20 protein-coding genes, 2 pseudogenes and 1 other annotated feature are annotated in these 22,448 nt (G+C 46.0%); of the genes and pseudogenes, 11 read left to right on the top strand and 11 right to left on the bottom strand.

Annotated elements, in window-relative coordinates:
* Nucleotides 1-128 precede the first annotated feature (128 nt).
* Together OH663_RS05325 and OH663_RS05320 are read left to right on the top strand one after the other, a co-directional pair.
* On the top strand, nucleotides 129-785 hold the full coding sequence (locus OH663_RS05325; RefSeq protein WP_233633526.1) for a hypothetical protein: 657 nt from the start codon (nucleotides 129-131) through the stop codon (nucleotides 783-785).
* A gap of 65 nt (nucleotides 786-850) precedes the next feature.
* Nucleotides 851-1,648 (top strand): tyrosine-type recombinase/integrase, encoded by a 798-nt coding sequence (locus OH663_RS05320; protein ID WP_263525697.1) that lies wholly within the window; start codon nucleotides 851-853, stop codon nucleotides 1,646-1,648.
* Nucleotides 1,649-1,853: 205 nt separating this feature from the next.
* On the opposite strand, the gene OH663_RS05315 is transcribed toward OH663_RS05320, so the two are convergent.
* Together OH663_RS05315 and OH663_RS05310 are read right to left on the bottom strand one after the other, a co-directional pair.
* Complete coding sequence (locus OH663_RS05315) at nucleotides 1,854-2,771, bottom strand: hypothetical protein (RefSeq protein ID WP_200010933.1); 918 nt, start codon at nucleotides 2,769-2,771, stop codon at nucleotides 1,854-1,856.
* A gap of 1,375 nt (nucleotides 2,772-4,146) precedes the next feature.
* Entirely contained in the window at nucleotides 4,147-4,353 is a 207-nt protein-coding gene (locus tag OH663_RS05310; protein WP_263525696.1) for a hypothetical protein, read from the bottom strand.
* Nucleotides 4,354-4,542: 189 nt separating this feature from the next.
* Between OH663_RS05310 and OH663_RS05305 the strand changes: the two genes are divergently transcribed.
* From OH663_RS05305 to OH663_RS05295, 3 genes are all read left to right on the top strand, one after another.
* Nucleotides 4,543-4,890: a hypothetical protein gene (locus OH663_RS05305; protein ID WP_088731940.1), complete on the top strand. Its 348-nt coding sequence runs from the start codon at nucleotides 4,543-4,545 to the stop codon at nucleotides 4,888-4,890.
* Nucleotides 4,891-4,899: 9 nt separating this feature from the next.
* Nucleotides 4,900-5,214 carry a hypothetical protein gene (locus tag OH663_RS05300; protein WP_063159757.1) on the top strand — a complete coding sequence of 105 codons (315 nt, stop codon included), beginning with the start codon at nucleotides 4,900-4,902 and terminating at the stop codon, nucleotides 5,212-5,214.
* Between the two features lie 215 nt (nucleotides 5,215-5,429).
* A complete protein-coding gene (locus OH663_RS05295) occupies nucleotides 5,430-6,005 on the top strand; it encodes a recombinase family protein (protein ID WP_200010936.1) in 576 nt (191 codons plus the stop codon).
* Between the two features lie 186 nt (nucleotides 6,006-6,191).
* Here the strand turns inward: OH663_RS05295 and OH663_RS05290 are convergent, their stop codons facing one another.
* The 8 genes and pseudogenes from OH663_RS05290 to rnm form a co-directional block, all read right to left on the bottom strand.
* Nucleotides 6,192-8,270 carry an NACHT domain-containing protein gene (locus OH663_RS05290; protein ID WP_233633527.1) on the bottom strand — a complete coding sequence of 693 codons (2,079 nt, stop codon included), beginning with the start codon at nucleotides 8,268-8,270 and terminating at the stop codon, nucleotides 6,192-6,194.
* A gap of 20 nt (nucleotides 8,271-8,290) precedes the next feature.
* Entirely contained in the window at nucleotides 8,291-8,746 is a 456-nt protein-coding gene (locus OH663_RS05285; protein WP_232051979.1) for a toll/interleukin-1 receptor domain-containing protein, read from the bottom strand.
* A 302-nt stretch (nucleotides 8,747-9,048) separates the two neighbouring features.
* Nucleotides 9,049-9,459, bottom strand: a pseudogene (locus tag OH663_RS05280) (site-specific integrase); the annotation flags it as partial.
* 134 nt (nucleotides 9,460-9,593) lie between these two features.
* Nucleotides 9,594-10,037, bottom strand: a complete 444-nt coding sequence (locus OH663_RS05275) for a hypothetical protein (protein ID WP_200010941.1) — start codon at nucleotides 10,035-10,037, stop codon at nucleotides 9,594-9,596.
* A 116-nt stretch (nucleotides 10,038-10,153) separates the two neighbouring features.
* On the bottom strand, nucleotides 10,154-10,780 hold the full coding sequence (locus tag OH663_RS05270; protein ID WP_200010944.1) for a hypothetical protein: 627 nt from the start codon (nucleotides 10,778-10,780) through the stop codon (nucleotides 10,154-10,156).
* 25 nt (nucleotides 10,781-10,805) lie between these two features.
* Nucleotides 10,806-11,537, bottom strand: coding sequence for an HNH endonuclease (locus OH663_RS05265; protein ID WP_046671245.1), 732 nt, complete (start codon nucleotides 11,535-11,537; stop codon nucleotides 10,806-10,808).
* 352 nt (nucleotides 11,538-11,889) lie between these two features.
* Nucleotides 11,890-12,510 carry an L-threonylcarbamoyladenylate synthase gene (locus OH663_RS05260; protein WP_045443527.1) on the bottom strand — a complete coding sequence of 207 codons (621 nt, stop codon included), beginning with the start codon at nucleotides 12,508-12,510 and terminating at the stop codon, nucleotides 11,890-11,892.
* Nucleotides 12,507-13,385, bottom strand: a complete 879-nt coding sequence (gene rnm, locus OH663_RS05255) for an RNase RNM (RefSeq protein WP_200010960.1) — start codon at nucleotides 13,383-13,385, stop codon at nucleotides 12,507-12,509. The genes OH663_RS05260 and rnm overlap by 4 nt, the downstream gene beginning before the upstream one ends.
* A 135-nt stretch (nucleotides 13,386-13,520) precedes the next feature.
* On the opposite strand from rnm, the gene trpL reads away from it, so the two are divergent.
* The 6 genes from trpL to trpA all read left to right on the top strand — a co-directional run bounded on the left by trpL (nucleotide 13,521) and on the right by trpA (nucleotide 20,189).
* The gene (trpL, locus tag OH663_RS05250) at nucleotides 13,521-13,565 is read left to right on the top strand and encodes a trp operon leader peptide (protein ID WP_012905981.1); all 45 of its coding nucleotides are present in this window, start codon (nucleotides 13,521-13,523) and stop codon (nucleotides 13,563-13,565) included.
* Nucleotides 13,542-13,636: a sequence feature (Trp leader region), on the top strand. It overlaps the preceding gene by 24 nt.
* 23 nt (nucleotides 13,637-13,659) lie before the next feature.
* Nucleotides 13,660-15,222 (top strand): anthranilate synthase component 1, encoded by a 1,563-nt coding sequence (locus OH663_RS05245; RefSeq protein WP_200010967.1) that lies wholly within the window; start codon nucleotides 13,660-13,662, stop codon nucleotides 15,220-15,222.
* On the top strand, nucleotides 15,222-16,817 hold the full coding sequence (gene trpD, locus OH663_RS05240; protein WP_263525695.1) for a bifunctional anthranilate synthase glutamate amidotransferase component TrpG/anthranilate phosphoribosyltransferase TrpD: 1,596 nt from the start codon (nucleotides 15,222-15,224) through the stop codon (nucleotides 16,815-16,817). The genes OH663_RS05245 and trpD overlap by 1 nt, the downstream gene beginning before the upstream one ends.
* A gap of 3 nt (nucleotides 16,818-16,820) precedes the next feature.
* Entirely contained in the window at nucleotides 16,821-18,179 is a 1,359-nt protein-coding gene (gene trpCF, locus OH663_RS05235) for a bifunctional indole-3-glycerol-phosphate synthase TrpC/phosphoribosylanthranilate isomerase TrpF (RefSeq protein WP_200011102.1), read from the top strand.
* Between the two features lie 10 nt (nucleotides 18,180-18,189).
* Nucleotides 18,190-19,383, top strand: coding sequence for a tryptophan synthase subunit beta (gene trpB, locus OH663_RS05230; RefSeq protein WP_045443538.1), 1,194 nt, complete (start codon nucleotides 18,190-18,192; stop codon nucleotides 19,381-19,383).
* Nucleotides 19,383-20,189 (top strand): tryptophan synthase subunit alpha, encoded by an 807-nt coding sequence (gene trpA, locus OH663_RS05225; protein ID WP_045443540.1) that lies wholly within the window; start codon nucleotides 19,383-19,385, stop codon nucleotides 20,187-20,189. The genes trpB and trpA overlap by 1 nt, the downstream gene beginning before the upstream one ends.
* Before the next feature lie 34 nt (nucleotides 20,190-20,223).
* On the opposite strand, the pseudogene OH663_RS05220 reads toward trpA, so the two are convergent.
* Nucleotides 20,224-21,689, bottom strand: a pseudogene (locus OH663_RS05220) (GGDEF domain-containing protein).
* Nucleotides 21,690-22,448 lie beyond the last annotated feature (759 nt).

Here is a 22,448-nt window from a genome sequence, read left to right as displayed (position 1 = left end):
TGTCACACAAGCTGTCACACACAATGATTCGTGGGCGCACATATTACACTAACTTTAGACTAAATGATTCAACAAGTTTTGTGCGCTTAAGTCTCGGTACTGATAGCCGAAAGCAAGCAGAAGTGATCATGAACCAAATCCGTCCTTTCATTTCCCTTGTGCAGAATGGAACGATGAGCCTCGATGAGTTCAAACGCAAAATACAGGGCTACCGAGCCGCTACTAAGCAGGACTTTGACAACTATCTTCTACATGCACTCGAAAGGGATGTTGCCGAAGTGAAGCGTCTGCCAGAGTTAGGACGATGGCACAGAAACATGAATCCTGACCATCCTTTAACAGCTTCTGATACGATTGAGGCAGCTCAAGGTTACTCAGAAGCACACTTCCAACGCATGATGAATGGTAGCGATCAATTGGCAAACGAAGTGCTTGCAAGTCTTCAGATGATGAAACTTGAACTTTCCAAGGATGATTTGCCCCTTGCTAATCAAGTGGGCGCTGCTATTGATATGAGCCGCGCGACCGTCGCGCAAGCCTATGAAGCATTCTTTTCGAATGATCTGCTGCGATATCGCCAACTCATTGCCACACTGCAAGCTCAGTTAGAAGAGCAGAAACTGAAATCCTCACCGCAAAGTATTAGTCTTTATCAACGGAATTTAAAGACACAGCAAGCCAGGAAATCAAACTATCCGAAGCATGGACTCGGTATGTTGAAGAAAAAGGTCAAAAATGGCGTGCAAGCATTGCTAACGAGAACCAGCGTTTCTTTGATGTACTGATTTACGTTGTTGGTGATAAACCGATTGATCGGGTTACAAAGCAAGATATTCGTGAAGCGCTGAAAGTGACCGAAAACTTACCTACTCGTATTAAGCTGCCATACAAGCATCTATCTTTGCCTGAATGCATTGATTATGACGTTCCAGAGGAAGACCTGATCAGTAGCCAGCATGTTGTAAAACATCTCAAGATCTGGCGCTCGCTTTTTAAAACTTACCTCGTTGACACCAAAGATCTGTTAGAGAAATCCCCTACCGACGGAATCTCATTTGAGGTGAAGCCAAACCGTAGAGGCCATTTCAGTAACGCTGAGTTGAGTAAACTTAAGACCAAGCTGTTCTCACTGGAAAACAACGATTGGCGCAAATGGTACTTCCTTACCCTCATTTATACTGGTGCTCGACGTGGTGAGATTGCCTCTATCAGAAAGCGGGACATTCGTTTAGATGAAGAAACTTCACGCTGGTACATTTTTATAGAAGATGGGAAAACCGAACAAGCCCAACGCCAGATACCACTCCATAGGATTTTAGAGTCAGGTTTGCTCAATCTTGCCGAAACTCTTAATGATAGCGATCTAATTTTCTTTGACTTACCTAACTACACTACCGCTACTGAAGAATGGGCTAAGTTGATGAATGAAACTGGTGTTCCTGATTATGATGAGTTTGGACTAAAAAGGCGCATACATAGCCTTCGTCACACTTTCGTGAGCCATTGCCTTGCATCTGGAAGCGTATCTTTACCTTTGATGCAGTTTGTTGTCGGTCATTCAAGGACACAGAGTTTAGGAGTAACGTCCATTTACACGCACCGCCCATCACTAAAAGACCTGCTTTGTGTGGTTGACTTCCAGAAATGAAAAAGGGGCGTAAGCCCCTTTTCAGTATCAGCCACTACCTAAAACATCCCGAGATTCAGTTTTGCGTTCTGTTTTTCTACGTCGTTCAAAGGTGCGGATTACATCCCAGATAAACAGGAATAGCAGATACCAGTAGAGTGCGATAATCATACTTGAGCATCATTATTCTGAGTACAGTCAGCGTCGTATCTTATTAAATATTCGATCAATATGTTCTCCTTGTTAGTTTTGCTAATATTTGCAAGTATTCCCGGTATTGGGTCGTAGTGAATAACTCACGGATGTAGTCATCCTCAGATGTTGCCGGGTTCAATAACCTGTTTAATGTCTGATTTTCTGATGCAAGGCGTACACCTTCGCCGTAGGCGTTGTCGTACAGCGTGATCTCTGCGTACCATTCATTAGAATGAGGCTGATTGACCTTGTGTCCGTGTTCAATGTGCCAGGCATCATAAGCAACCATAGCAGCCGCCGTAAGCGTATCGAGCACGTCAGAGCGTTTTATGGGGCGTTTTCGCTCCAGAATCGGAAAGCCCTGCATGTGTCCAGATAAGTAGCGGTTTGCTAAATCGCCTTTCCAGACAAACGAAGGATTAACCCACACTTTCAAAGTGCCTTTCTGGTGTTCAGCTTTATCAACTTTGATGTAGTGTTTACGCTCAAGACCAGATAAAACACGATTGAGATGATCCGGCGTGGTGTTCAGTATTACGCACAGATCTGCACGTTTAATAAATGCTAAGTTTCGCCTGTCAACTTCGTTACACAATGCAAATACTTTCGTGAAATCTGGCTTGGTTAATACGTCTGCGTATTCCTTGATCCCGTTATAGGATGCATTCCCTGGAAGGTCGCCCAACTTATTAGCGTATTCACGGTGTGCCTGTTTTGATTTAGCGGTATCTGCTATCGAGTAGCTCAAATGCAGACCCTGAACAATACCGCCATCAAGCAAATACTCTGTCGAATCGTAGTGAAGAATTTCACCACTTTCCACTTCGACAACGTACAGAACATTATCTAAAGAAACGAGTTGTTGGGTAGGTCTGGAAAATGCTGAAAGCGGGTGATCGTGTTGCGGGGCATCTCTGAAAAAATAACCGTCTTCGTATGCTTGAATCAATGTTCCTCCTTAGTTGGTGTTCTCCTTTCGGTATTGGTCATAACGGATAAGTGCAGATTGAAACATTTCCATTCGGTCTGTATACCCTCTCGATTTTGCTGCTTGCATTGATGCGTAAATAACGTGGCGTTTCACTTCGCCGTTCACCAGGTCATTAAACACCTGGTCACTGTTGTAATACTTCAATAATGGCCTCCTTCGGATTTTGGATGCAAAAAGCCCCAGGCAGTTACCCCGCCCAGGGCTGAAAAGTTTCAGAAGGTTTTCTCCCCTTCATACTTACCATAGTACACTATTTCACTAACGTTTGTCAATACCCAAACGGTGATTTCGTAAAATATTTTTGATTATTTTCAACGTGTTGCATTTTTGCTTTGCGATTAGTGCTCTTTATACCAGGAATGGATGGTTGCTGTAAATCAAAATCTGTGGTAGGAGTTGCCACCAGAGAAGACAGCCCTGCCTTCCATTCACGAACACCATCTCGCCATTTCTTGAGAAAAAAAGTGAAAAATGGCGATTTTCACACTATTTTTCCCTTTAAATACAGACACCTACCAAATTCGCTATAATAGTAGAGAGATTCTCTCTCTGCACTGAAGTGCATCAGCACGAGACAATCAGTGATGATTGGATTGGGATGTTTGCACGTATGGTAATGTCATAGCTACCTTGCACCAGATAAACAGACAGCCTAAAGGATTTAGGGTGGTTGTTTGGTTGGTGGTTAATCAAGATCGGTGGATGACATTAGGCAGGAATGCCATTGGATCATTGCAGAGTGTTGTTAATGGCGGCGTAGTCGCTGGATGGCATTAAGCAAAGTTTGGGCGGTAGTAGCCCAAGAGAGAGAAAACCAATTAGCTAACCTTAAGTTAGTTGGGTTTAATAGGTTTATGTTTGGGAGCGTAGCGAGCATAACAAGCACCTGCACAGGAGGAGCACCTTTGATGAAGGTAACTTGTCAAAAATGATCTCTCCTGTAATGGCTATCTTTCATGCGCGGCGTGAGCCTGTCACCAAGGCCAGCGCATAATAGTATGGTTCCGGCGCTTCGCGTCGATTACCGATAAACTCTTGACCCTACGGTAGAACGTCGCCCTGCTCACTCCGAATCGTCCATGCAACAACCCTAAGTATTTCCTATCAAAAAGACATCTAACCCGGCGGTAATTCGCAGGTAAATAAGCACCGTTGATTCGGGATGAAGTTGCTAAACCAACTAAATAGTAACGACTGAAACTATCAATAACTTTGCGTAAAGCCTTGCGCCGTGCCGTTATCAGAAGAATTAACAATCAATCCGTTGGAGGCTTGTGCTAAGCACACCTGTCTTTACGTGATATTAAACAACACTTTCGATTTTAAGTCCCCTTCACTCTGAGTCCGCAGTATCAAATGTCTTCGCATATGGGCATTTTCCTTTGGTAACGTAGGTGAACAGATAGATGCTGTTTTCGTAGGTGCAACGCGTCTTACCATTTTCGGTCGTATCCTGCTGGGGATCGGTCATTGTGATCTGTCCTGCTGCTGCCATCTGTGAAACCAGTAACCCAAATATCACTATCAGTGCTCTTCTCACTGCATTTCTCCTGTGCATGCTCTTTCGTCTATCAAGACTCATCCATAGCGAAGAACTGTGCAAGACATTATAGTTTCAACATTGATCAATTTTATCGATCGATAAATGATAAACCGATCGTTTTTATCAATTGATGGTTTTATACTGATTCCCGATGAATGTCTAACACCAATCGAATAAAGGAACGTTATGAAGGGGATAACTCTTGCTGCACTCTTACTACTGCCTCTGTCAACTTATGCAAGCTCCTATCAATGTGAAGCTCTTCAGCAAGGGCAACTGGGTAGCAATGGGAAGACAGTCACAGCACAATCCAGCATTGAAATTGATGGTTCTCAGATGCATTTCAGTTTAAATAACGCAAGCTGGGATCTCTCGTACATCGGGGAGAAGCAAATTGCCAAGCTCTATAGCACCGACAACGGCAATGTCGCCGTGTCTTTCATTGACGGCAACCCGCTCATTTTTGTTCTGCATCTGGTTAATGATGACGGTAGAAAAGGCACTTACAACCTCAGCGAATGCTCCGAGCTATAAGGGGCGGTAATGAAAAAACTATTCGCAGCCGCCATATTTTTGTCAGTGATACCGAACGCTTATGCATTGAGTCATGGAGATACCGCAACCCTAAAGGAAGGTACATTTAACTGTAAAAAGCTGACCGACTTTTACGAGATGATCAGTTACATCCAGGACAAAGACCAACAGGGTATGATGGGCCTCATCACTTCCGGTAAATGCCGTCTCCTAAAAGAATCGATGGCAGTTGAGATTCAAAACGTAGACGATAAGGGGTTTGTTTTCTTCATTACCCCAGGCGGTCATGGTGGATGGGCAGTCACACAGTTCTTCAAAGAATAATCATCTCATGCAACGACTGGCGTGAGTGATCACGCCATTTTCATCTTCGCTCGTCAAAACGAATTCAACTCCTCGTTTCAAGTCTCAAAACCATCTCCTTTTAAGACCACATCGACGCAACCACAGAATGCGGTTTCGCCTTATCTCAAAAGGTTGATCTTTTATTTTGAGACAGTTATTATTTTGATACTATCTTTTGAGACTTAGAGAGCATCATGACTACTGTGATCGGATACGTGCGAGTTTCCACCAGCGACCAGAACGTTGAAAACCAGAAGCAGCAGATTGCCGATGCTGGTTATAGCGTCACTCGCTGGTTCAGCGATGAAGCGGTGAGTGGTGCAATTAAGGCAGGAGAACGTCCAGGGTTTGGTGAACTACTAAGCTATGTGCGAGAAGGCGATACGCTGATCGTGATTGCTATAGACCGCCTGGGGCGTAACACGATTGATGTTCTTTCCACCGTGGAAATGTTGCAGACAAAAGGCGTGAAAGTTGTCAGCTTGCGTGAAGGGTTCGACCTATCAACACCAGTTGGTAAAGCGATGCTGACTATGATGGCAGGACTTGCCAGCCTGGAAAAAGATCTGATAGCAGAACGTAGAACAGCAGGAATAAAACGTGCACAATCAGAAGGTAAGCATTGCGGCAGACCTATTAAAGCGACAGTTGAACAGGTACAAGAGTTGTTAGCACAAGGTTTACCACCAGCAGCAGTCCAAGAAAGGTTAGCGATCAGCAAAGCCACCTTCTACCGATTAAAGACATTCGATCATCTCTCTGATATTTGATAATTCTGGTTTCTTAGTTCAGGAGTTGAATAAGTTAGAGCTTAGCAGCTCAAGCAACAAAGCAACAAAGCAACATGATCATAGTAGTAACTATTAGTAGCGATTAAGTATCCTTAATCGCTATAACGAGAATTAGAGGCAACTGGAAATAAATGATGCGACTATGGATGCATTCATTTATTTTTATTAAGCCTTCCCTATTTTCTTTGAATCCATTATACGTTGCTGTTTGACACTTAAGTCGAGTAGTTCAGCTATTTGTTGTTTTTCCTTATACCCTACAGGGAACATGTACGTATGCTGAATAACCATTTCCTTTAATATTCTGAGACATACCGGATTACCCTTCAATTTTTGTGTAGTATCAGATAGCTTTGGAATATTAATTATCCGCATAAATTGCAGTTCAATAGCTTGATTAAGCAATATAATCGCTGGAGATTCGGAATCTTTATACTTAAGCGATGAGTAAATTTCTGACGCTTCTCTGGAGCCAATTGATGAAGCTATTTTTCGTATAACACCATTGATTACACCATATGTCATTTGTAGAAAAACATGCTTGGCTTGTTTACTTATTTGCTCATCAGTTAAATTCGGATGTTCTTTCAGTGTATTTTCAATAAGTGAAACAATTTCAGTTTTGGCAGTATTCGAGAGTTGGATAAAATATTCCAAAAACCTTAAACCTGTTTCAGAACCGTTAGATGCTAAATCGTATAAATCTTGCCGTGTCAGAGTTGCATATCTATTACGAATAATCTGTCCGGAAACCTCCATCCCTTTGAAGGTTTTATTTATTTTTGCTAATATATCTGGTTGTTCATAGTCTTCATCTGAATGATTTGTATCAGCATGCACTTTTTCTATTTTGTCAAGTTGCCGATCATGTTTTTCACGCTCGGTTTTAATTTCTCTTTGCTCTAAAATAAGCTCAGGGATTTGTGCAATAAATTCACTCATAAAGGTAAGCTGATCTTTATTAAGAGTGGCTGGTTGCTGCTCGTGAAAAAGCTCAGAAAGCGTATTTTTGATTTCAGTTAAAACCCAAGAATCTTTTGTATGATGAGTTACAAAAACCAATATGTTTGCATAATCCTCTCTGTGCAATGATGACAAAAGATTACGAAAACCACTACGAACCTGTTCATCTTGCACATATTGTTCCGCGATTTTTTTTGCGGCAAAGAAATAAAATAAATAAGGATACTTAAATCTTATATTCAACCCATCAGAAAATAATATAGAATTATTTCTTAATATTTTTATAATTTCTTCACCATTTACTGTTAAATATATACTCCCATAGTTTTTAAAAAACAATGGCAACTCAGACTCAGGTATAAAACCATTATTTGTATGCATTCTCCATGCTAATTCAGTCAATACATTGAGGTATTTTTCAACATCTTTTTTAGGGATTTTTGCATGATCAAAGGATTGATAAACTAATTGCTGGTAACAGTGTCCATATGAAGTCATTTCGAGATTTTGCTGAGAATAGGCTTCAAACATCTGTAACAAAATTAAAACATAAATTGGCTTTGGAGGAACAATATTTTTTCTAATGATAGTATCTAACTTGAGTTTGAACTCATCACATTGCTCATACAATGTAGATTCATCTATAGACTCCTCTTTACCTAAGGAAATCCACTTTTCTATTAGCTCGGTACGTTTAGCATGACCAAGACCTAATAGATCATATACGGAAAAATCATTTAACTCATAAATTTCCGGATAGATATATGAATAAGATGTATTACATGTGATTATTATGTGCTGGAATTTTTCTTTCAAATTAGACAGGAAAAGATCGCGATATTTATTATTTAACCCAATAAAGTCGATCCCATCAATTAGAACAGTCTTTATATCTTCGTGTAAAAAACTTTCAATAGAAAAGTTATCATATTGTTTTTTTAATTCACTTCCAATAACCACATCAATATCAGATGTCTTGATATTTCTTGCATCAATATATACTACAGGAATCCCACCCTCAGCTAATCTCCTAAAAGTATTTTTGAGTAAGGATGTTTTCCCTTGTTGCTCTTCCCCTGTAATCAAATAATAATTTTGCTTACTTATGATAGTATCGGAATTTATATATTCTACTTCATTACCTTTGACAACATCAGCGGCTGTGGCATTTTTCATGTCACAAGAAACATAGATATCACGTAGTGTTACTTTAGTTACAGCTCTATGCGTTAAAACAACCTCTGTATCATCCAACCATTTTAAAGTTTCTTTGCTAACCAAGACTTGTGACGATGATGGAGTTAGTTTTTTTTTTCACCAATGCTACTGATTAACTTTTTAATACCGTTGACTGCATCTAACCAAGCATCATCTTCATTCTCCCATTTAGACACTGGATTCGCATCTTTTGGCAGACCTTGTATACTTCCGAAATCTGCCGATGCCCAATCACAAGGGCGAATAATTAATGGTACAACAATGCTATCACCGCTATTATGTTGTTCTAATGCCTTTTTCATCTCTATACCATAACAATAATCGGAAGAAATGAAGCTCGAACTAACAAGAAAAATAATGATATCTGAATCCAATAGATTCTCAGATATCTCGGCCTCCCATTTTTGACCGGGTATTAGCCTTCTATCATTCCATGTATCAATAACTTCCTTACGCTTTAGTAAAGCCAAATGTTCATCTAAAGTATCTTTATATGTTTCATCTTTATGTGAGTAGCTTATAAAAACTTTTAGAGCCATTGAAATGCCTTGCCTTATTTTTCAATAATTTCATACGATTATTGCTTCTATAATAGCAGATAGCAACCTTCACAGACAATATGGTTTTATCAAAAGGAACGTGACCTGCATCACACTAACGTTCCTATTTTAAAGCTCTTAATCTACATCCCCACCCATCTATATCTATGCGGTTAAGAGCCTTTCGAAAAGATAATATCATCTACATTAGTAACATGGAAAAATCAGACAATCTTATAATATCAATTAAAAACAATAAGTTATAACATAGTGGCTTAGCGTGCGATTAGTTACACATTGTTTCAAACCCAACAAATACCATCAATTACATAACATACCGAAGACAGCGGAAACATATGCAGATAGCGTTTAGTGATCCCTCCGCTCTTCTCGTGACCTACCGTCTGTTGCAGATGAAGAATGTTAGAGACCCAGCCAGCCATTGCCGAAGAACAGACCGAGTGACGGATAGAATGCAGCAACCGCCGTTGCCCATAATCATCAAGATACGGAATACCAAGCTGATCACGCAGATCCGCAAACACTTTACCGATCTTTGTCATGTTCGTACCTGCCACTTCTGAGAAAACCCGCTCTTTCCACTGGCGGTCAACGTACTCCATGAAACCCCATTCGATTAACTTAGGGTGGATGACTACCTGCCTTGTAGTGTTCTCAGTTTTCCCCAGCCCTTCTGCAATTAGTAGATAGAAAACGTAAAGCTCCCCTTCTTGCCACAATGGAGTAGATGTTCACATATTGCTGTGCTGAGTATCCTTATAATGAGCATGTATTTAGAATTCAGCATATCCGCTCGATGAACCAAGAACCAACAGTGTAAGTCCCCCTAAGCATTCGATTTTTTCTTGCAACTTTCGCTGTCATATAGCGTCACAGACATAGGTTCCCCCTCTTTATTCTCAACGGATACTAAAACAACGGCATTTTTACTCATAATCAGTGATTTTATTGAAGGGTTATTACAAACCAATATCCCTTTTATACCGTGGTCACTACTAGCCACATCATTGATAAAACCTGCATCAGTTGAATCAACTCTCACTGTATAGTTGAGAGAATCTATACGTTGCGCAGGAAGTTTAACGACCTTATTTCGTGTTTCCACTATCGGGACATAACCATCTAGTGTTGAAATTTTCACGCTGGTTATGGTGAAGAACTGTTTCAAGAAATCAGGTGGTACAACAATCTTCGTTTTTTGAGTACCTCCTGTCTCATCAGCAAATGCCAAAGAACTTATAAAACAAACAAGTAGAGCTAATATTTTCATCACATTTTCTCTTGTATTGCCAGCTATGACAGGAAGCCAGCTTCATTTGCTTATGATGTGGTTACAGGCTTTGAGAGGATAGCCGATAACACGTAAGGGGGCGCATTCCCCCTTTATCATGGAAACTTTTTGCCTTGCCTCTGATAATAATCCTTCCAGAATTTCGTTGGTGATTCTGCACAATAATCGGACAACTCTTTGAAATCAGACTTAAACTGAGGGAGGTTTTTAGCCAATGTTATTTGCTTCGGTAGTGCACCTGTACCATCAGCAACAACTTTAAACGTCATTGCCCCACGCTTTCTATCCTCGTTAATTAATTCCAATACTGCAACAGTTTGCATTCTGCCTTCATGCAACTGCTTCAAATAAAACTTTCGGTTAAGGAAGAAATCACGGAATGTCGGCGCGTCTGCTTCAAGCCTAATGTCCCAAGTAAGCGGTAGAGCATCACAGATTTTTTCACTCATCATTTCACCGCTCGCGCTTCCGTCCTCGGATGCCTCCATACTCAAAGTCATCTTTGGTTGTGAAGGATCTAATCCCAGTTCGCCACTGTCCGCTGAGTATTCAGCATTTGTTGACCATTGACCTGTTAAAAATTCGCTATCGTAGATGTACGTATTCTTTAATTCTTTATAGGAGGAAGGAATTCTCACTAAACTATCTAAAGCTCCACTGAAACTGGTCAGAAACCCCGCAAGATAGATCAGCGCGTATTTACCCCATTCGAGTTTTTTCATGGACATCCTGTGCGAAAAGTTGTGTTCAATCTTGCTTGTTAACCGCCACTAATTCCAAAACACCATGATGAGCTTGCCTATGGCAATTTGGACATAATGCTATAGCATTTTCCACGGAATCCTCTCCCCCTTTAGAAAGCCACTCAATGTGGTGAACCTCAAGAAATGGAGTACCATCTTCTTTCAGGAAAGGTGCATCACGCTGACAGCTTTGACACTTACCATTAGCTCTTAAAAGAACTTCAGCAACTACATAGGGGCTTCGCTTATAAACTCGCGTTGTAACCTCGATTAGCTCAGGAGTTTTACTCTCAGCTTCTAAAATCTCTTTGCGTTCTGACGGGAGCAGTTCTGACGCAGCATCAACAGCCTTTTCAAACTCAGATTTTACCTTGCGGTAACACCATTTGCCTTGTTGATCCTGGTATAACTCCCAAATACCATGAACTGAGGGTTCATAGATTTCAAAAATATTCCCTCGCTTGAATAAGCGGTCATACTGGTGATGACGATGTGTTACATTATCCGTTCGTCTGGCTGTTTTGTTGAAACTCCAGTAGCTCCGATTGCAGTTAACCGTGTTTACAATAAGGTTAAGGCGAGTATCGTCTTTATAATGCGGGAATATCCCTCTAAGATAATCATCCACTTGATTAGCCGTTGCAGCACCTCCGAACTGTTCTGCGACAACTTGTACAGTAGTTATTCTTATAGGTTGATCCCCATACTTGTATGTTCGTTTGGATTTTGCAGACATCATCATAACTCTTGCATCCCAAGATTTATCTCAGGTTAACTATCGAGCATAGTATATGCAACTATCTGCTTTAGGTATAAGAAACCATTCAGGTCGTTGATGATAAGTCAACGTGCAGAGCCATTCGGCATAAGCGTAATATTGAAGGGAATGGTGTACATACACCATGAGAGTCGAGGTGTGGCTATTGGCTGTCACACAATCTGGTAACAGCCATTAACCGAATGATATTAAACCATTAATTTTAAAGGATTTAATATTTACCTTGTGCGCCTTCACAGGCGTCGAACAGGAGAATCAACGGCGCCAGTCAGCGCCATTTTAAGGCCGCGTAGTATACCGAGTTGCGCCCTTATAAGAAAGGTTTAACGTCGCCGACGCCTTCACGCAATACCACCGGAGAATCATCGGTTAAATCGATAACCGTTGTCGGCTGCTGCCCGAGATAACCGCCGTGGATAATCAAATCAACCAGCTTCTCCAGACGATCTTTGATCTCTTCCGGATCGGACTCGGTAAATTCACTGCCCGGCAACATCAGCGACGTGGAGAGCATTGGCTCACCCAGCGCCTCCAGCAGCGCCAGCGCGATTGGATTTGATGGTACGCGCAGGCCGATAGTTTTGCGTTTTTCCTGCAGCAGTCGGCGCGGCACCTCTTTTGTCCCTTTCAGGATGAACGTGTAGTTGCCTGGCGTATTGTTTTTAATTAAACGAAAGGCAACGTTATCCACAAAAGAATAGGTCGACAGCTCGGACAGATCGCGGCACATCAGCGTAAAATTGTGCCCATCAGGCAGATGACGGATACGACAAATGCGCTCCATGGCACTTTTATCTTCAATTTTACAGCCTAACGCATAGCCGGAATCGGTTGGATAAACAATCACCCCACCTTTACGCACAATCTCAACGGCCTGGTTGATCAGTCGCTGTTGTGGGTTATCAGGATGAATATAAAAAAACTGGCTCATACTTTCCTCTCTGTAGTCTCGGGCTGTTCCCAAAGCTGCCAGACGCCTTCAACGCCTGCGGGCAACCAGAGTTTACGACCCAATTCAATCCACGGGCATGGCTGATGAAAATCAGACCCTTGTGATGCCCACAACTGATGCTGGCGTGCTAACGTTGCCAGATGGGTACGCTCATTGGGAGACTGTTGACACTGCGCGACTTCCATCGCGTCACCGTGATGTTCAGCAAAATGTGCAACCAGTCTTTTCAGCCACTTAGCGCTAAGATCGTACCGGCCAGGATGAGCCAGCACCGCCTTACCGCCAGAATGATGAATGACATCAATAGCTTGTTCTATTGTACACCACTGCGGCGGAACGTAACCGGTTTTCCCGCGGGCAAGATATTTTTTAAATACATCGGCCATAGTGGTGGCTTTTCCACACTCCACCAGGAAACGCGCAAAATGCCCCCGCGTGACAGCTCCGCCATCAGCCAGACGCAACGCCCCTTCCCATGCTCCCGGAATATGGGCTTTATTCAGTCGTTCAGCAATCAACCGCGCTCGCTGCTGACGACGCTCCGTTTGTTCTGCCAGGAATTCACGCATCATGGGGTGTGTAATATCAATATTCAGACCCACAATATGAATCTCATGATTTTCCCAGACTGTTGAAATTTCAACGCCAGAGATCAGGTTTAACGCCAAACCCGAACGTGAAATTTCTTCTCTTGCCGCCGCAATACCTGCCGTGGTGTCATGATCGGTGATCGCCAGTGTACCGACTCGCATCTCTACCGCACGGTGTACCAACGCTTCTGGCGTCAATCGTCCGTCGGACGCCGTTGTATGACTGTGCAGGTCGTAAATCACTGCGTAATTCGTGTCGCTCAAGGCGGCTCCCGTTTCTATAAATGTCGTATCACGCTCATCATAGCGGTTCCGACAAATTTACTGAAATCAGGTGTTGACTTTATTCCATCGAACTAGTTAACTAGTACGAAAGTTCACATGAAGAAGGTATCTGAGATGAAAGCAACATTTGTACTGCATGGTTGGTGGCGCACTTCCTGATTTCGGGCAGTGTCTTACGTCTGCAATATGCAACCAGATACCAGGCCCGCTAAATGAGCGGGCTTTTTTTTGAACAAAATTAATGAGAATAACGATGCAAACACAAAAACCGACACTTGAACTGCTGGCCTGTGATGCCGCCTATCGTGAGAATCCGACAGCATTGTTCCATCAGGTCTGCGGCGCTCGCCCGGCGACGTTGTTGCTGGAGTCTGCCGATATCGACAGCAAAGATGATCTGAAAAGCCTGCTGCTGGTCGACAGCGCGTTGCGAATTACCGCTTTAGGTGACACTGTCACCATTCAGGCGTTATCTGCTAACGGTGCATCGCTGCTCCCTCTGTTGGATGCCGCCCTGCCCGCAGGTGTTGACAATGAGAAACAGCCAAACGTCCGCCAGTTGCGTTTTCCGGCCGTAAGCCCATTGCTGGATGAAGATGCCCGCTTATGTTCGCTTTCCGTTTTTGACGCTTTTCGTTTATTGCAGGAACTGGTCAACGTTCCGGCGCAAGAGCGTGAGGCGATGTTCTTCGGCGGTCTGTTTTCCTACGATTTAGTCGCCGGATTTGAAGATTTACCTCAGCTTGAAGCGGGTAACCGTTGCCCTGACTACTGCTTCTACCTGGCTGAAACACTGATGGTCATCGACCACCAGAAAAAAAGCACTCGTATCCAGGCCAGCGTATTTACCCCCAGTGAAGAGGAAAAACGCCGTCTGAATGCGCGTCTGGCACAGCTGAGCCAGCAGTTAACCGAACCTGCGCCGCCGCTACCGGTCACGGATGTACCAGACATGCGCTGTGAGTGCAATCAGAGCGACGAAGAGTTCGGTGCAGTCGTACGTAGCTTGCAAAAAGCCATTCGTGCAGGCGAAATTTTCCAGGTGGTCCCTTCCCGCCGTTTTTCGCTTCCTTGTCCGTCACCACTGGCCGCTTACTATGTGCTGAAGAAGAGCAATCCCAGCCCGTACATGTTTTTCATGCAGGATAATGATTTCACACTGTTCGGTGCATCCCCGGAAAGCTCACTGAAATACGATGCCACCAGCCGCCAGATTGAGATCTACCCGATTGCCGGGACCCGCCCTCGCGGTCGTCGTGCAGACGGAACGCTGGATCGCGATCTCGACAGTCGTATTGAACTGGAGATGCGCACCGATCACAAAGAACTTTCTGAGCACCTGATGTTGGTGGACCTTGCACGTAACGACCTGGCACGAATCTGTACACCGGGCAGCCGCTACGTTGCTGATCTGACCAAAGTTGACCGCTATTCATTTGTTATGCACCTGGTCTCCCGCGTCGTGGGCGAACTGCGTAACGATTTAGATGTCCTGCATGCTTACCGCGCCTGTATGAACATGGGTACGCTGAGCGGTGCGCCAAAAGTTCGCGCCATGCAGCTTATCGCGGAAGCGGAAGGTCGCCGCCGCGGTAGCTATGGCGGAGCAGTAGGCTATTTCACTGCCCATGGCGATCTGGACACCTGCATTGTGATCCGCTCCGCGCTGGTGGAAGACGGCATTGCCACCGTACAGGCCGGTGCCGGGATTGTTCTGGATTCTGTTCCGCAGTCTGAAGCCGATGAAACTCGTAATAAAGCACGTGCGGTTCTGCGTGCTATCGCTACCGCGCACCATGCACAGGAGACATTCTAATGGCTGATATTCTGCTGCTCGATAACATCGACTCTTTCACCTATAACCTGGCAGATCAGCTGCGTACTAACGGTCATAACGTCGTCATTTACCGTAACCATATTCCGGCACAGACGTTAATTGACCGGTTAGCGACTATGAAAAACCCGGTACTGATGCTCTCGCCAGGCCCCGGTGCGCCAAGCGAAGCAGGCTGTATGCCGGAGCTGTTAACCCGTCTGCGCGGTAAGCTGCCGATCATCGGCATTTGTCTGGGACATCAGGCGATTGTCGAAGCCTACGGTGGATATGTGGGTCAGGCTGGTGAAATTTTGCACGGCAAAGCCTCCAGCATTGAGCATGACGGCCAGGCTATGTTCGCAGGTCTGGCGAATCCGCTGCCGGTAGCGCGCTATCACTCGCTGGTAGGCAGTAACGTTCCAGCCGGACTGACCATTAACGCCCACTTTAACGGCATGGTGATGGCGGTGCGCCATGACACCGATCGCGTGTGCGGTTTCCAGTTCCATCCTGAGTCGATTCTCACCACCCAGGGCGCACGTTTACTGGAACAAACGCTGGCCTGGGCGCAACAGAAGCTGGAACAAACCAACATCCTGCAGCCAATTCTGGAGAAACTGTACCAGGCTCAAACGCTCACACAACAGGAGAGCCACCAGCTGTTTTCCGCCGTAGTACGTGGTGAACTGAAGCCCGAACAACTGGCCGCTGCGCTGGTGAGTATGAAAGTGCGTGGTGAGCATCCAAATGAAATCGCTGGTGCAGCCACCGCTCTGCTGGAAAATGCCGCACCGTTCCCGCGTCCGGACTATCTGTTCGCCGATATCGTTGGTACCGGCGGCGACGGCAGCAACAGTATCAATATTTCCACCGCCAGCGCGTTCGTCGCCGCAGCCTGTGGGTTAAAAGTAGCTAAACACGGTAACCGTAGCGTATCCAGTAAGTCTGGATCCTCGGATCTGCTGGCGGCATTTGGCATCAATCTGGATATGAACGCCGATAAATCCCGGCTGGCACTCGATGAACTGGGCGTCTGCTTTCTGTTTGCGCCGAAGTACCACACCGGTTTTCGTCACGCAATGCCGGTCCGCCAGCAGCTAAAACCCCGCACGCTGTTTAACGTACTGGGGCCGCTGATTAACCCGGCGCATCCGCCGCTGGCGCTGATCGGTGTCTACAGTCCGGAACTGGTACTGCCGATTGCCGAAACGCTGCGCGTACTGGGATATCAGCGTGCGGCCGTGGTTCATAGCGGCGGAATGGATGAAGTTTCACTGCATGCGCCAACCATCGTAGCTGAGCTGCATGATGGCGAAATCAAGAGTTATCAGCTGACAGCGGATGACTTTGGCCTGACGCCATACCATCAGGAACAGCTGGCAGGCGGCACTCCGGAAGAAAACCGTGACATTCTCAGTCGCTTGTTACAAGGTAAAGGTGAAGCCGCTCACGAGGCTGCTGTTGCCGCGAATGTCGCCATGTTAATGCGCCTGCACGGTGAAGAAGATTTAAAAGCCAATGCGCAAACTGTGATTAATGTACTGCGCAGCGGAGCGGCTTATGACCGTGTCACTGCACTGGCAGCAAGAGGGTAAATGATGCAAACCGTTTTAGCGAAAATTGTCGCAGACAAGGCGATTTGGGTAGACGCCCGCAAACAGCAACAACCACTGGCCAGCTTTCAAAATGACGTTCAGCCGAGCTCCCGTCATTTCTACGATGCGCTGCAGGGGACCCGCACCGCGTTTATTCTGGAGTGTAAAAAAGCGTCCCCGTCAAAAGGCGTGATCCGCGATAACTTCGATCCGGCTCAAATTGCGGGTGTGTATAAACATTATGCTTCAGCGATTTCTGTACTGACCGACGAGAAATATTTTCAGGGAAGCTTTGATTTCCTGCCAATTGTTAGCCGCATCGCACCGCAGCCGATCCTGTGTAAGGACTTTATTATCGATCCTTACCAGATTTACCTGGCGCGTTATTACCAGGCGGATGCCTGTCTGCTGATGTTATCGGTATTAGACGACGAGCAATATCGCCAGCTCTCCGCCGTGGCTCACAGTCTGAAAATGGGCGTACTGACGGAAGTCAGTAACGAAGAGGAACTGGAACGCGCGATTGCACTTGGCGCAAAAGTCGTCGGTATTAACAACCGTGATTTACGTGACCTGTCGATTGACCTGAATCGCACCCGCCAGCTGGCACCGCGACTGGGTCACGGCGTAACCGTCATCAGCGAGTCCGGCATCAATACCTACGGCCAGGTACGTGAACTTAGCCACTTCGCCAATGGTTTCTTGATTGGATCCGCGTTGATGTCCCATGACGATCTCCATGCCGCGGTGCGTCGCGTTCTGCTCGGCGAAAATAAAGTGTGCGGCCTGACCCGGGCGCAGGATGCAAAAGCTGCGTATGAAGCAGGTGCGATCTATGGCGGGTTAATTTTTGTCCCCTCTTCTCCGCGCGTCGTTGGTGTTGAGCAGGCACGTGAGGTCATGGCAGGCGCACCACTACAGTATGTCGGCGTGTTTCGTCATCACGATATTGATGACGTGTGTGTAAAAGTCAAAAATCTGGCGCTCACAGCCGTGCAATTACACGGCAACGAAGATCAGACATATATCGATACGCTGCGCGCCACATTGCCGGAACACGTGCAAATCTGGAAAGCGTTAAGCGTTGGTGAGTCACTGCCTGCCCGGAGCTATCAACATGTTGATAAATACATTTTCGACAACGGGCTCGGCGGCAGCGGTCAACGTTTTGACTGGACACTTTTAGGCGGACAATCGCTGGATAACGTTCTTCTGGCTGGCGGACTTGGCGCAGATAACTGCGTTGAGGCAGCTAAAACCGGCTGTGCCGGTCTCGATTTCAATTCTGGCGTAGAGTCGCAGCCGGGCATCAAAGACGCTCGTCTTCTGGCTTCGGTCTTTCAAACACTGCGCGCATATTAAGGAAAAGGACATGACAACATTACTCAACCCCTATTTTGGTGAATTTGGTGGCATGTATGTGCCGCAGATTCTGATGCCAGCGCTGCGTCAACTGGAAGAAGCATTCGTCAGTGCGCAGAAAGACCCTGAGTTTCAGGCTCAGTTTACCGATCTGCTGAAAAACTATGCGGGTCGCCCTACTGCACTGACCAAATGCCAGAACATCACCGCAGGCACAAACACCACGCTGTATCTCAAGCGTGAAGATCTGCTGCACGGCGGTGCGCACAAAACCAACCAGGTGTTGGGCCAGGCGTTACTGGCAAAACGCATGGGGAAAACCGAAATCATCGCGGAGACCGGCGCGGGTCAGCACGGTGTTGCGTCTGCTCTCGCCAGTGCTCTGCTGGGCCTGAAGTGCCGCATTTACATGGGTGCAAAAGACGTCGAACGCCAGTCGCCAAACGTCTTCCGTATGCGCCTGATGGGTGCAGAAGTGATCCCGGTACACAGCGGTTCCGCCACGCTGAAAGATGCATGTAACGAAGCGCTGCGCGACTGGTCTGGCAGTTACGATACCGCGCACTATATGCTCGGTACGGCGGCTGGCCCGCACCCATTCCCAACCATTGTGCGTGAATTCCAGCGCATGATCGGGGAAGAAACCAAAGCGCAGATCCTGGAAAAAGAAGGCCGCCTGCCGGATGCGGTTATCGCTTGTGTCGGCGGTGGTTCAAATGCTATTGGCATGTTTGCTGATTTCATAAACGACGCCAGCGTCGGTCTGATTGGCGTTGAGCCGGGTGGTCACGGAATTGAATCCGGTGAACACGGCGCACCATTAAAGCATGGTCGCGTCGGGATTTACTTCGGTATGAAATCCCCCATGATGCAGACCGAAGAGGGACAGATTGAAGAGTCCTACTCGATTTCCGCGGGCCTGGACTTCCCGTCAGTCGGGCCACAGCATGCTTATCTGAACAGCATCGGTCGTGCTGACTATGTTTCGATTACCGATGACGAAGCGCTGGAAGCCTTTAAAACGCTGTGTCTCCATGAGGGAATTATTCCGGCACTGGAATCTTCTCACGCCCTGGCACACGCATTGAAAATGATGCATGAAAACCCGGAAAAAGAGCAGTTGCTGGTGGTCAATCTCTCCGGTCGCGGCGACAAAGACATTTTCACCGTACACGATATTCTGAAAGCGCGAGGGGAAATCTGATGGAACGTTATGAAAGCCTGTTTACCCAGTTGAAAGACCGCAAGGAAGGCGCTTTTGTCCCTTTCGTCACCCTCGGCGATCCTTCTGTTGAACAGTCACTGAAAATTATTGATACATTAATCGACGCCGGTGCCGACGCACTTGAACTTGGTATTCCGTTCTCTGACCCACTGGCTGACGGCCCGACAATTCAGGAAGCCACATTACGTGCGTTTGCAGCAGGCGTCACGCCGTCGCAGTGTTTTGAAATGCTGGCGCTGATTCGTCAGAAGCACCCTGCCATTCCTATTGGCTTGCTGATGTACGCCAATCTGGTCTTCAGCAAAGGTATTGACGAGTTTTACGCTCAGTGTGAAAAAGTCGGCGTGGATTCTGTGTTAGTGGCTGATGTGCCAATTGAAGAGTCAGCACCGTTCAGGGCTGCTGCATTACGCCATAACGTTGCACCTATTTTCATCTGCCCGCCGAACGCTGACGACGAACTGTTACAACAGATTGCCGCCAGTGGACGCGGTTATACCTACCTGCTTTCGCGGGCAGGCGTAACAGGTGCAGAAAATCGGGCAGCGTTACCGTTGCACCATCTGGTCGAAAAATTGAAAGAATACAATGCGCCTCCCGCCTTACAGGGCTTTGGTATCTCTGCGCCTGAGCAGGTAAAAGGGGCGATTGAAGCAGGTGCTGCTGGCGCCATTTCCGGCTCAGCGGTTGTAAAAATCATCGAAAAAAATGTTTCAGCTCCGGAACAGATGCTGTCTGAACTGAAAGCTTTTGCCAGTGCGATGAAAGCCGCCACCCGTCAGTAATTTATAAAGCCGCCAGAACTTCCTCTGGCGGCTTTTATACTTTTGCCAGTTTCATCTTATACATTTCGTTATCCGCATTCTGGATTGCCACATCCAGCTCACCATTAACTTCTGCAATACCCCATGACACCGACAGCGGCACTGTATGACCATCCACCACAAATACGTGGCTGTTGACCTGCCCACTAATACGCTCGGCTATGGCAAGAGCATCACTCGCCTGGGAGCGAAACAGCAGGATCATAAATTCATCCCCACCGGTGCGGATCACGATATCGTGACTGGTTCGGGTGTTAGACAGCATTCTGTGGCAATAGTTTGCAGCGCACGATCCCCAGCCGCATGGCCCCAGGTGTCGTTGACAGCCTTGAACTTATTACAGTCCAGCAGCACCACTGAACAGTGTGATAAATCCCGTCGTTTGATAATGTCGAGGATCTTGCGATTAAAACAGCCGGTCAGGGAGTCGATATATACCTTGAGATCACTCTCATTAAGCCATGTTTTCAACGAAAAGCTGATCATAATGAAGAAGAATGGCGCCAGGAGAATAACAATCCCGGCCTGGGGATCCCGCACCATAAATCGGCTGAGTGAGATTGAATAATGCAGGGCATATTTTTCTGACAAACTTCTGACCGAGTAGTGGGCGCCATTACATTTTCCGGATAAACAAAGACTCTCCAGGTTGAGTAAATTGACCAGCGCCACGTTAAGTCCCGCCGGGATCCGATACTCAAACGCGTTCGCCAGCGCCTCCTTTAGTTCCGGCTTCGCATGGTCATAAACCAGGTACGCCACAATATGGTCAGTGACTTCTTTACCTGAAAGATCGTAGATATAACTCACCACGCTAAACGCCTTTTCACCGGTAATTTTATCGGTATAAAAGTTCGTTGAACTGAGAGCTTTGTTTTTGACATTTTTTTGCAGTAATCGGGTATAAAAATCGACGGGCGGATAGAAAAAACTGGAAACATCCTTCGCCATCTCAGAATCAGAATAATTGAAGTTACGAGCATCGGCAGGCATAAACCAGTAAAAATAGTCAGCATCCTTGGCGATGATATAACGATGTGCATCGAAGGTCCCCGGATTCAGCTCGTTCACCTTCCCTCGAATAAACTCAGCCGCCGTGTACATACACAGAGCCTGACTACTGATTTTTTTGGCGATAATACTCCCCGATGCCGAATGTACACGCGCTCGATCGGCATTGATTCCCCATTCGTCCTTATTCCGCGGAACGAATTGCGACATATCGCCACATTGCCCGGCATTTCTGATGTGATGATAGCGTTCCCCAATTGCATCAGAGAGAAGTTCATTGTCGTTAAAAATGTCCATCATGCGCGATTGCAGACGGTTGATCCCTTCACTCGCAGTGGCCATACGTTGTTCGTAAATGATAAACAGGAACAACGAGGTAAATATCAGAGTAATCAGGCCCGATACCAGCAATGCCTGCCTGTTTCTGAGCTTATCCTGCACAATCTTCACGAACCCACCCTGATAGTTAACAGTATGACCAAACCAATTACCCGCTTATATTGTTGCATAACAGCCCTGAGTGCTTGTCAAAGATGTCAATTATTCTGTTACTGATGATAAGGTGAAGTCACACCGTCTCCGAGAGATAAAGTTACAGATTTATTTAAAAAAAGCACATTTTTTGTTAACAAAAATCACGAGTTAGCTATCACCAGCGATCGGACAGACCGCCCGACAATCGCTTACGCCCGCAACATAACCAGTTTCGATTTCACAGACAGGGCTGGCGCTGCAGCGAGAATTTGTTTCAGGCGATAAGTTTGCTTAAAGAGTAGCATTACATTGAAGGGGAAAAGGCCGGATGAGAAGTACAGAACATAAAAAAAGGAGACGGAAGTGCCAGTAATGATGGCGCGGCACTGGCTGGCCAATTCGCATTACCCTCGTGACATAAGTCGTTGGCAATACAGAAAATCAGGGACCAGAATGGGTGCATCCTCTGTCAATACCGCGCCGATTTCCCCTTGCTTTGGTTCCCCCCTAAATTAAACGCTTTGAGAGGGAAGCAGCGGAAGTTGAGACTCAATGATGTCTCAGTTGTCCATTGCTATGTTTAGGTCCTATTCGACCTGCCTCTATCAGAATTTCCTCTATGAGTTCTTCAAGGCACTCCTTTCCATGATGATCACAGACAAGATGCACCTGTCGGGAAATTTCGTCGTGCTTCATACCATCACATAATGCTGCCTTGAGCATTAAGGTGGCCCA

Origin of the sequence: Citrobacter sp. Marseille-Q5395 (assembly GCF_947057495.1) — a bacterium.
Lineage (GTDB): Bacteria > Pseudomonadota > Gammaproteobacteria > Enterobacterales > Enterobacteriaceae > Citrobacter > Citrobacter murliniae.
Note: the sequence above shows the minus strand (reverse complement) of the source record. Positions and strands in the feature narration are given on the sequence as shown.

What these genes read in the sequence shown, in the direction of transcription:
- OH663_RS05325 (WP_233633526.1), top strand. Translation starts at nt 129, where the DNA reads ATGAACCAAATCCGTCCTTTCATTTCCCTTGTGCAGAATGGAACGATG.
- trpB (WP_045443538.1), top strand. Translation starts at nt 18,190, where the DNA reads ATGACAACATTACTCAACCCCTATTTTGGTGAATTTGGTGGCATGTAT.
- OH663_RS05245 (WP_200010967.1), top strand. Translation starts at nt 13,660, where the DNA reads ATGCAAACACAAAAACCGACACTTGAACTGCTGGCCTGTGATGCCGCC.
- trpCF (WP_200011102.1), top strand. Translation starts at nt 16,821, where the DNA reads ATGCAAACCGTTTTAGCGAAAATTGTCGCAGACAAGGCGATTTGGGTA.
- OH663_RS05285 (WP_232051979.1), bottom strand. Translation starts at nt 8,746, where the DNA reads ATGGCTCTAAAAGTTTTTATAAGCTACTCACATAAAGATGAAACATAT.
- OH663_RS05275 (WP_200010941.1), bottom strand. Translation starts at nt 10,037, where the DNA reads ATGAAAATATTAGCTCTACTTGTTTGTTTTATAAGTTCTTTGGCATTT.
- trpA (WP_045443540.1), top strand. Translation starts at nt 19,383, where the DNA reads ATGGAACGTTATGAAAGCCTGTTTACCCAGTTGAAAGACCGCAAGGAA.
- OH663_RS05305 (WP_088731940.1), top strand. Translation starts at nt 4,543, where the DNA reads ATGAAGGGGATAACTCTTGCTGCACTCTTACTACTGCCTCTGTCAACT.
- OH663_RS05300 (WP_063159757.1), top strand. Translation starts at nt 4,900, where the DNA reads ATGAAAAAACTATTCGCAGCCGCCATATTTTTGTCAGTGATACCGAAC.
- OH663_RS05265 (WP_046671245.1), bottom strand. Translation starts at nt 11,537, where the DNA reads ATGTCTGCAAAATCCAAACGAACATACAAGTATGGGGATCAACCTATA.
- OH663_RS05295 (WP_200010936.1), top strand. Translation starts at nt 5,430, where the DNA reads ATGACTACTGTGATCGGATACGTGCGAGTTTCCACCAGCGACCAGAAC.
- OH663_RS05260 (WP_045443527.1), bottom strand. Translation starts at nt 12,510, where the DNA reads ATGAGCCAGTTTTTTTATATTCATCCTGATAACCCACAACAGCGACTG.
- OH663_RS05270 (WP_200010944.1), bottom strand. Translation starts at nt 10,780, where the DNA reads ATGAAAAAACTCGAATGGGGTAAATACGCGCTGATCTATCTTGCGGGG.
- trpD (WP_263525695.1), top strand. Translation starts at nt 15,222, where the DNA reads ATGGCTGATATTCTGCTGCTCGATAACATCGACTCTTTCACCTATAAC.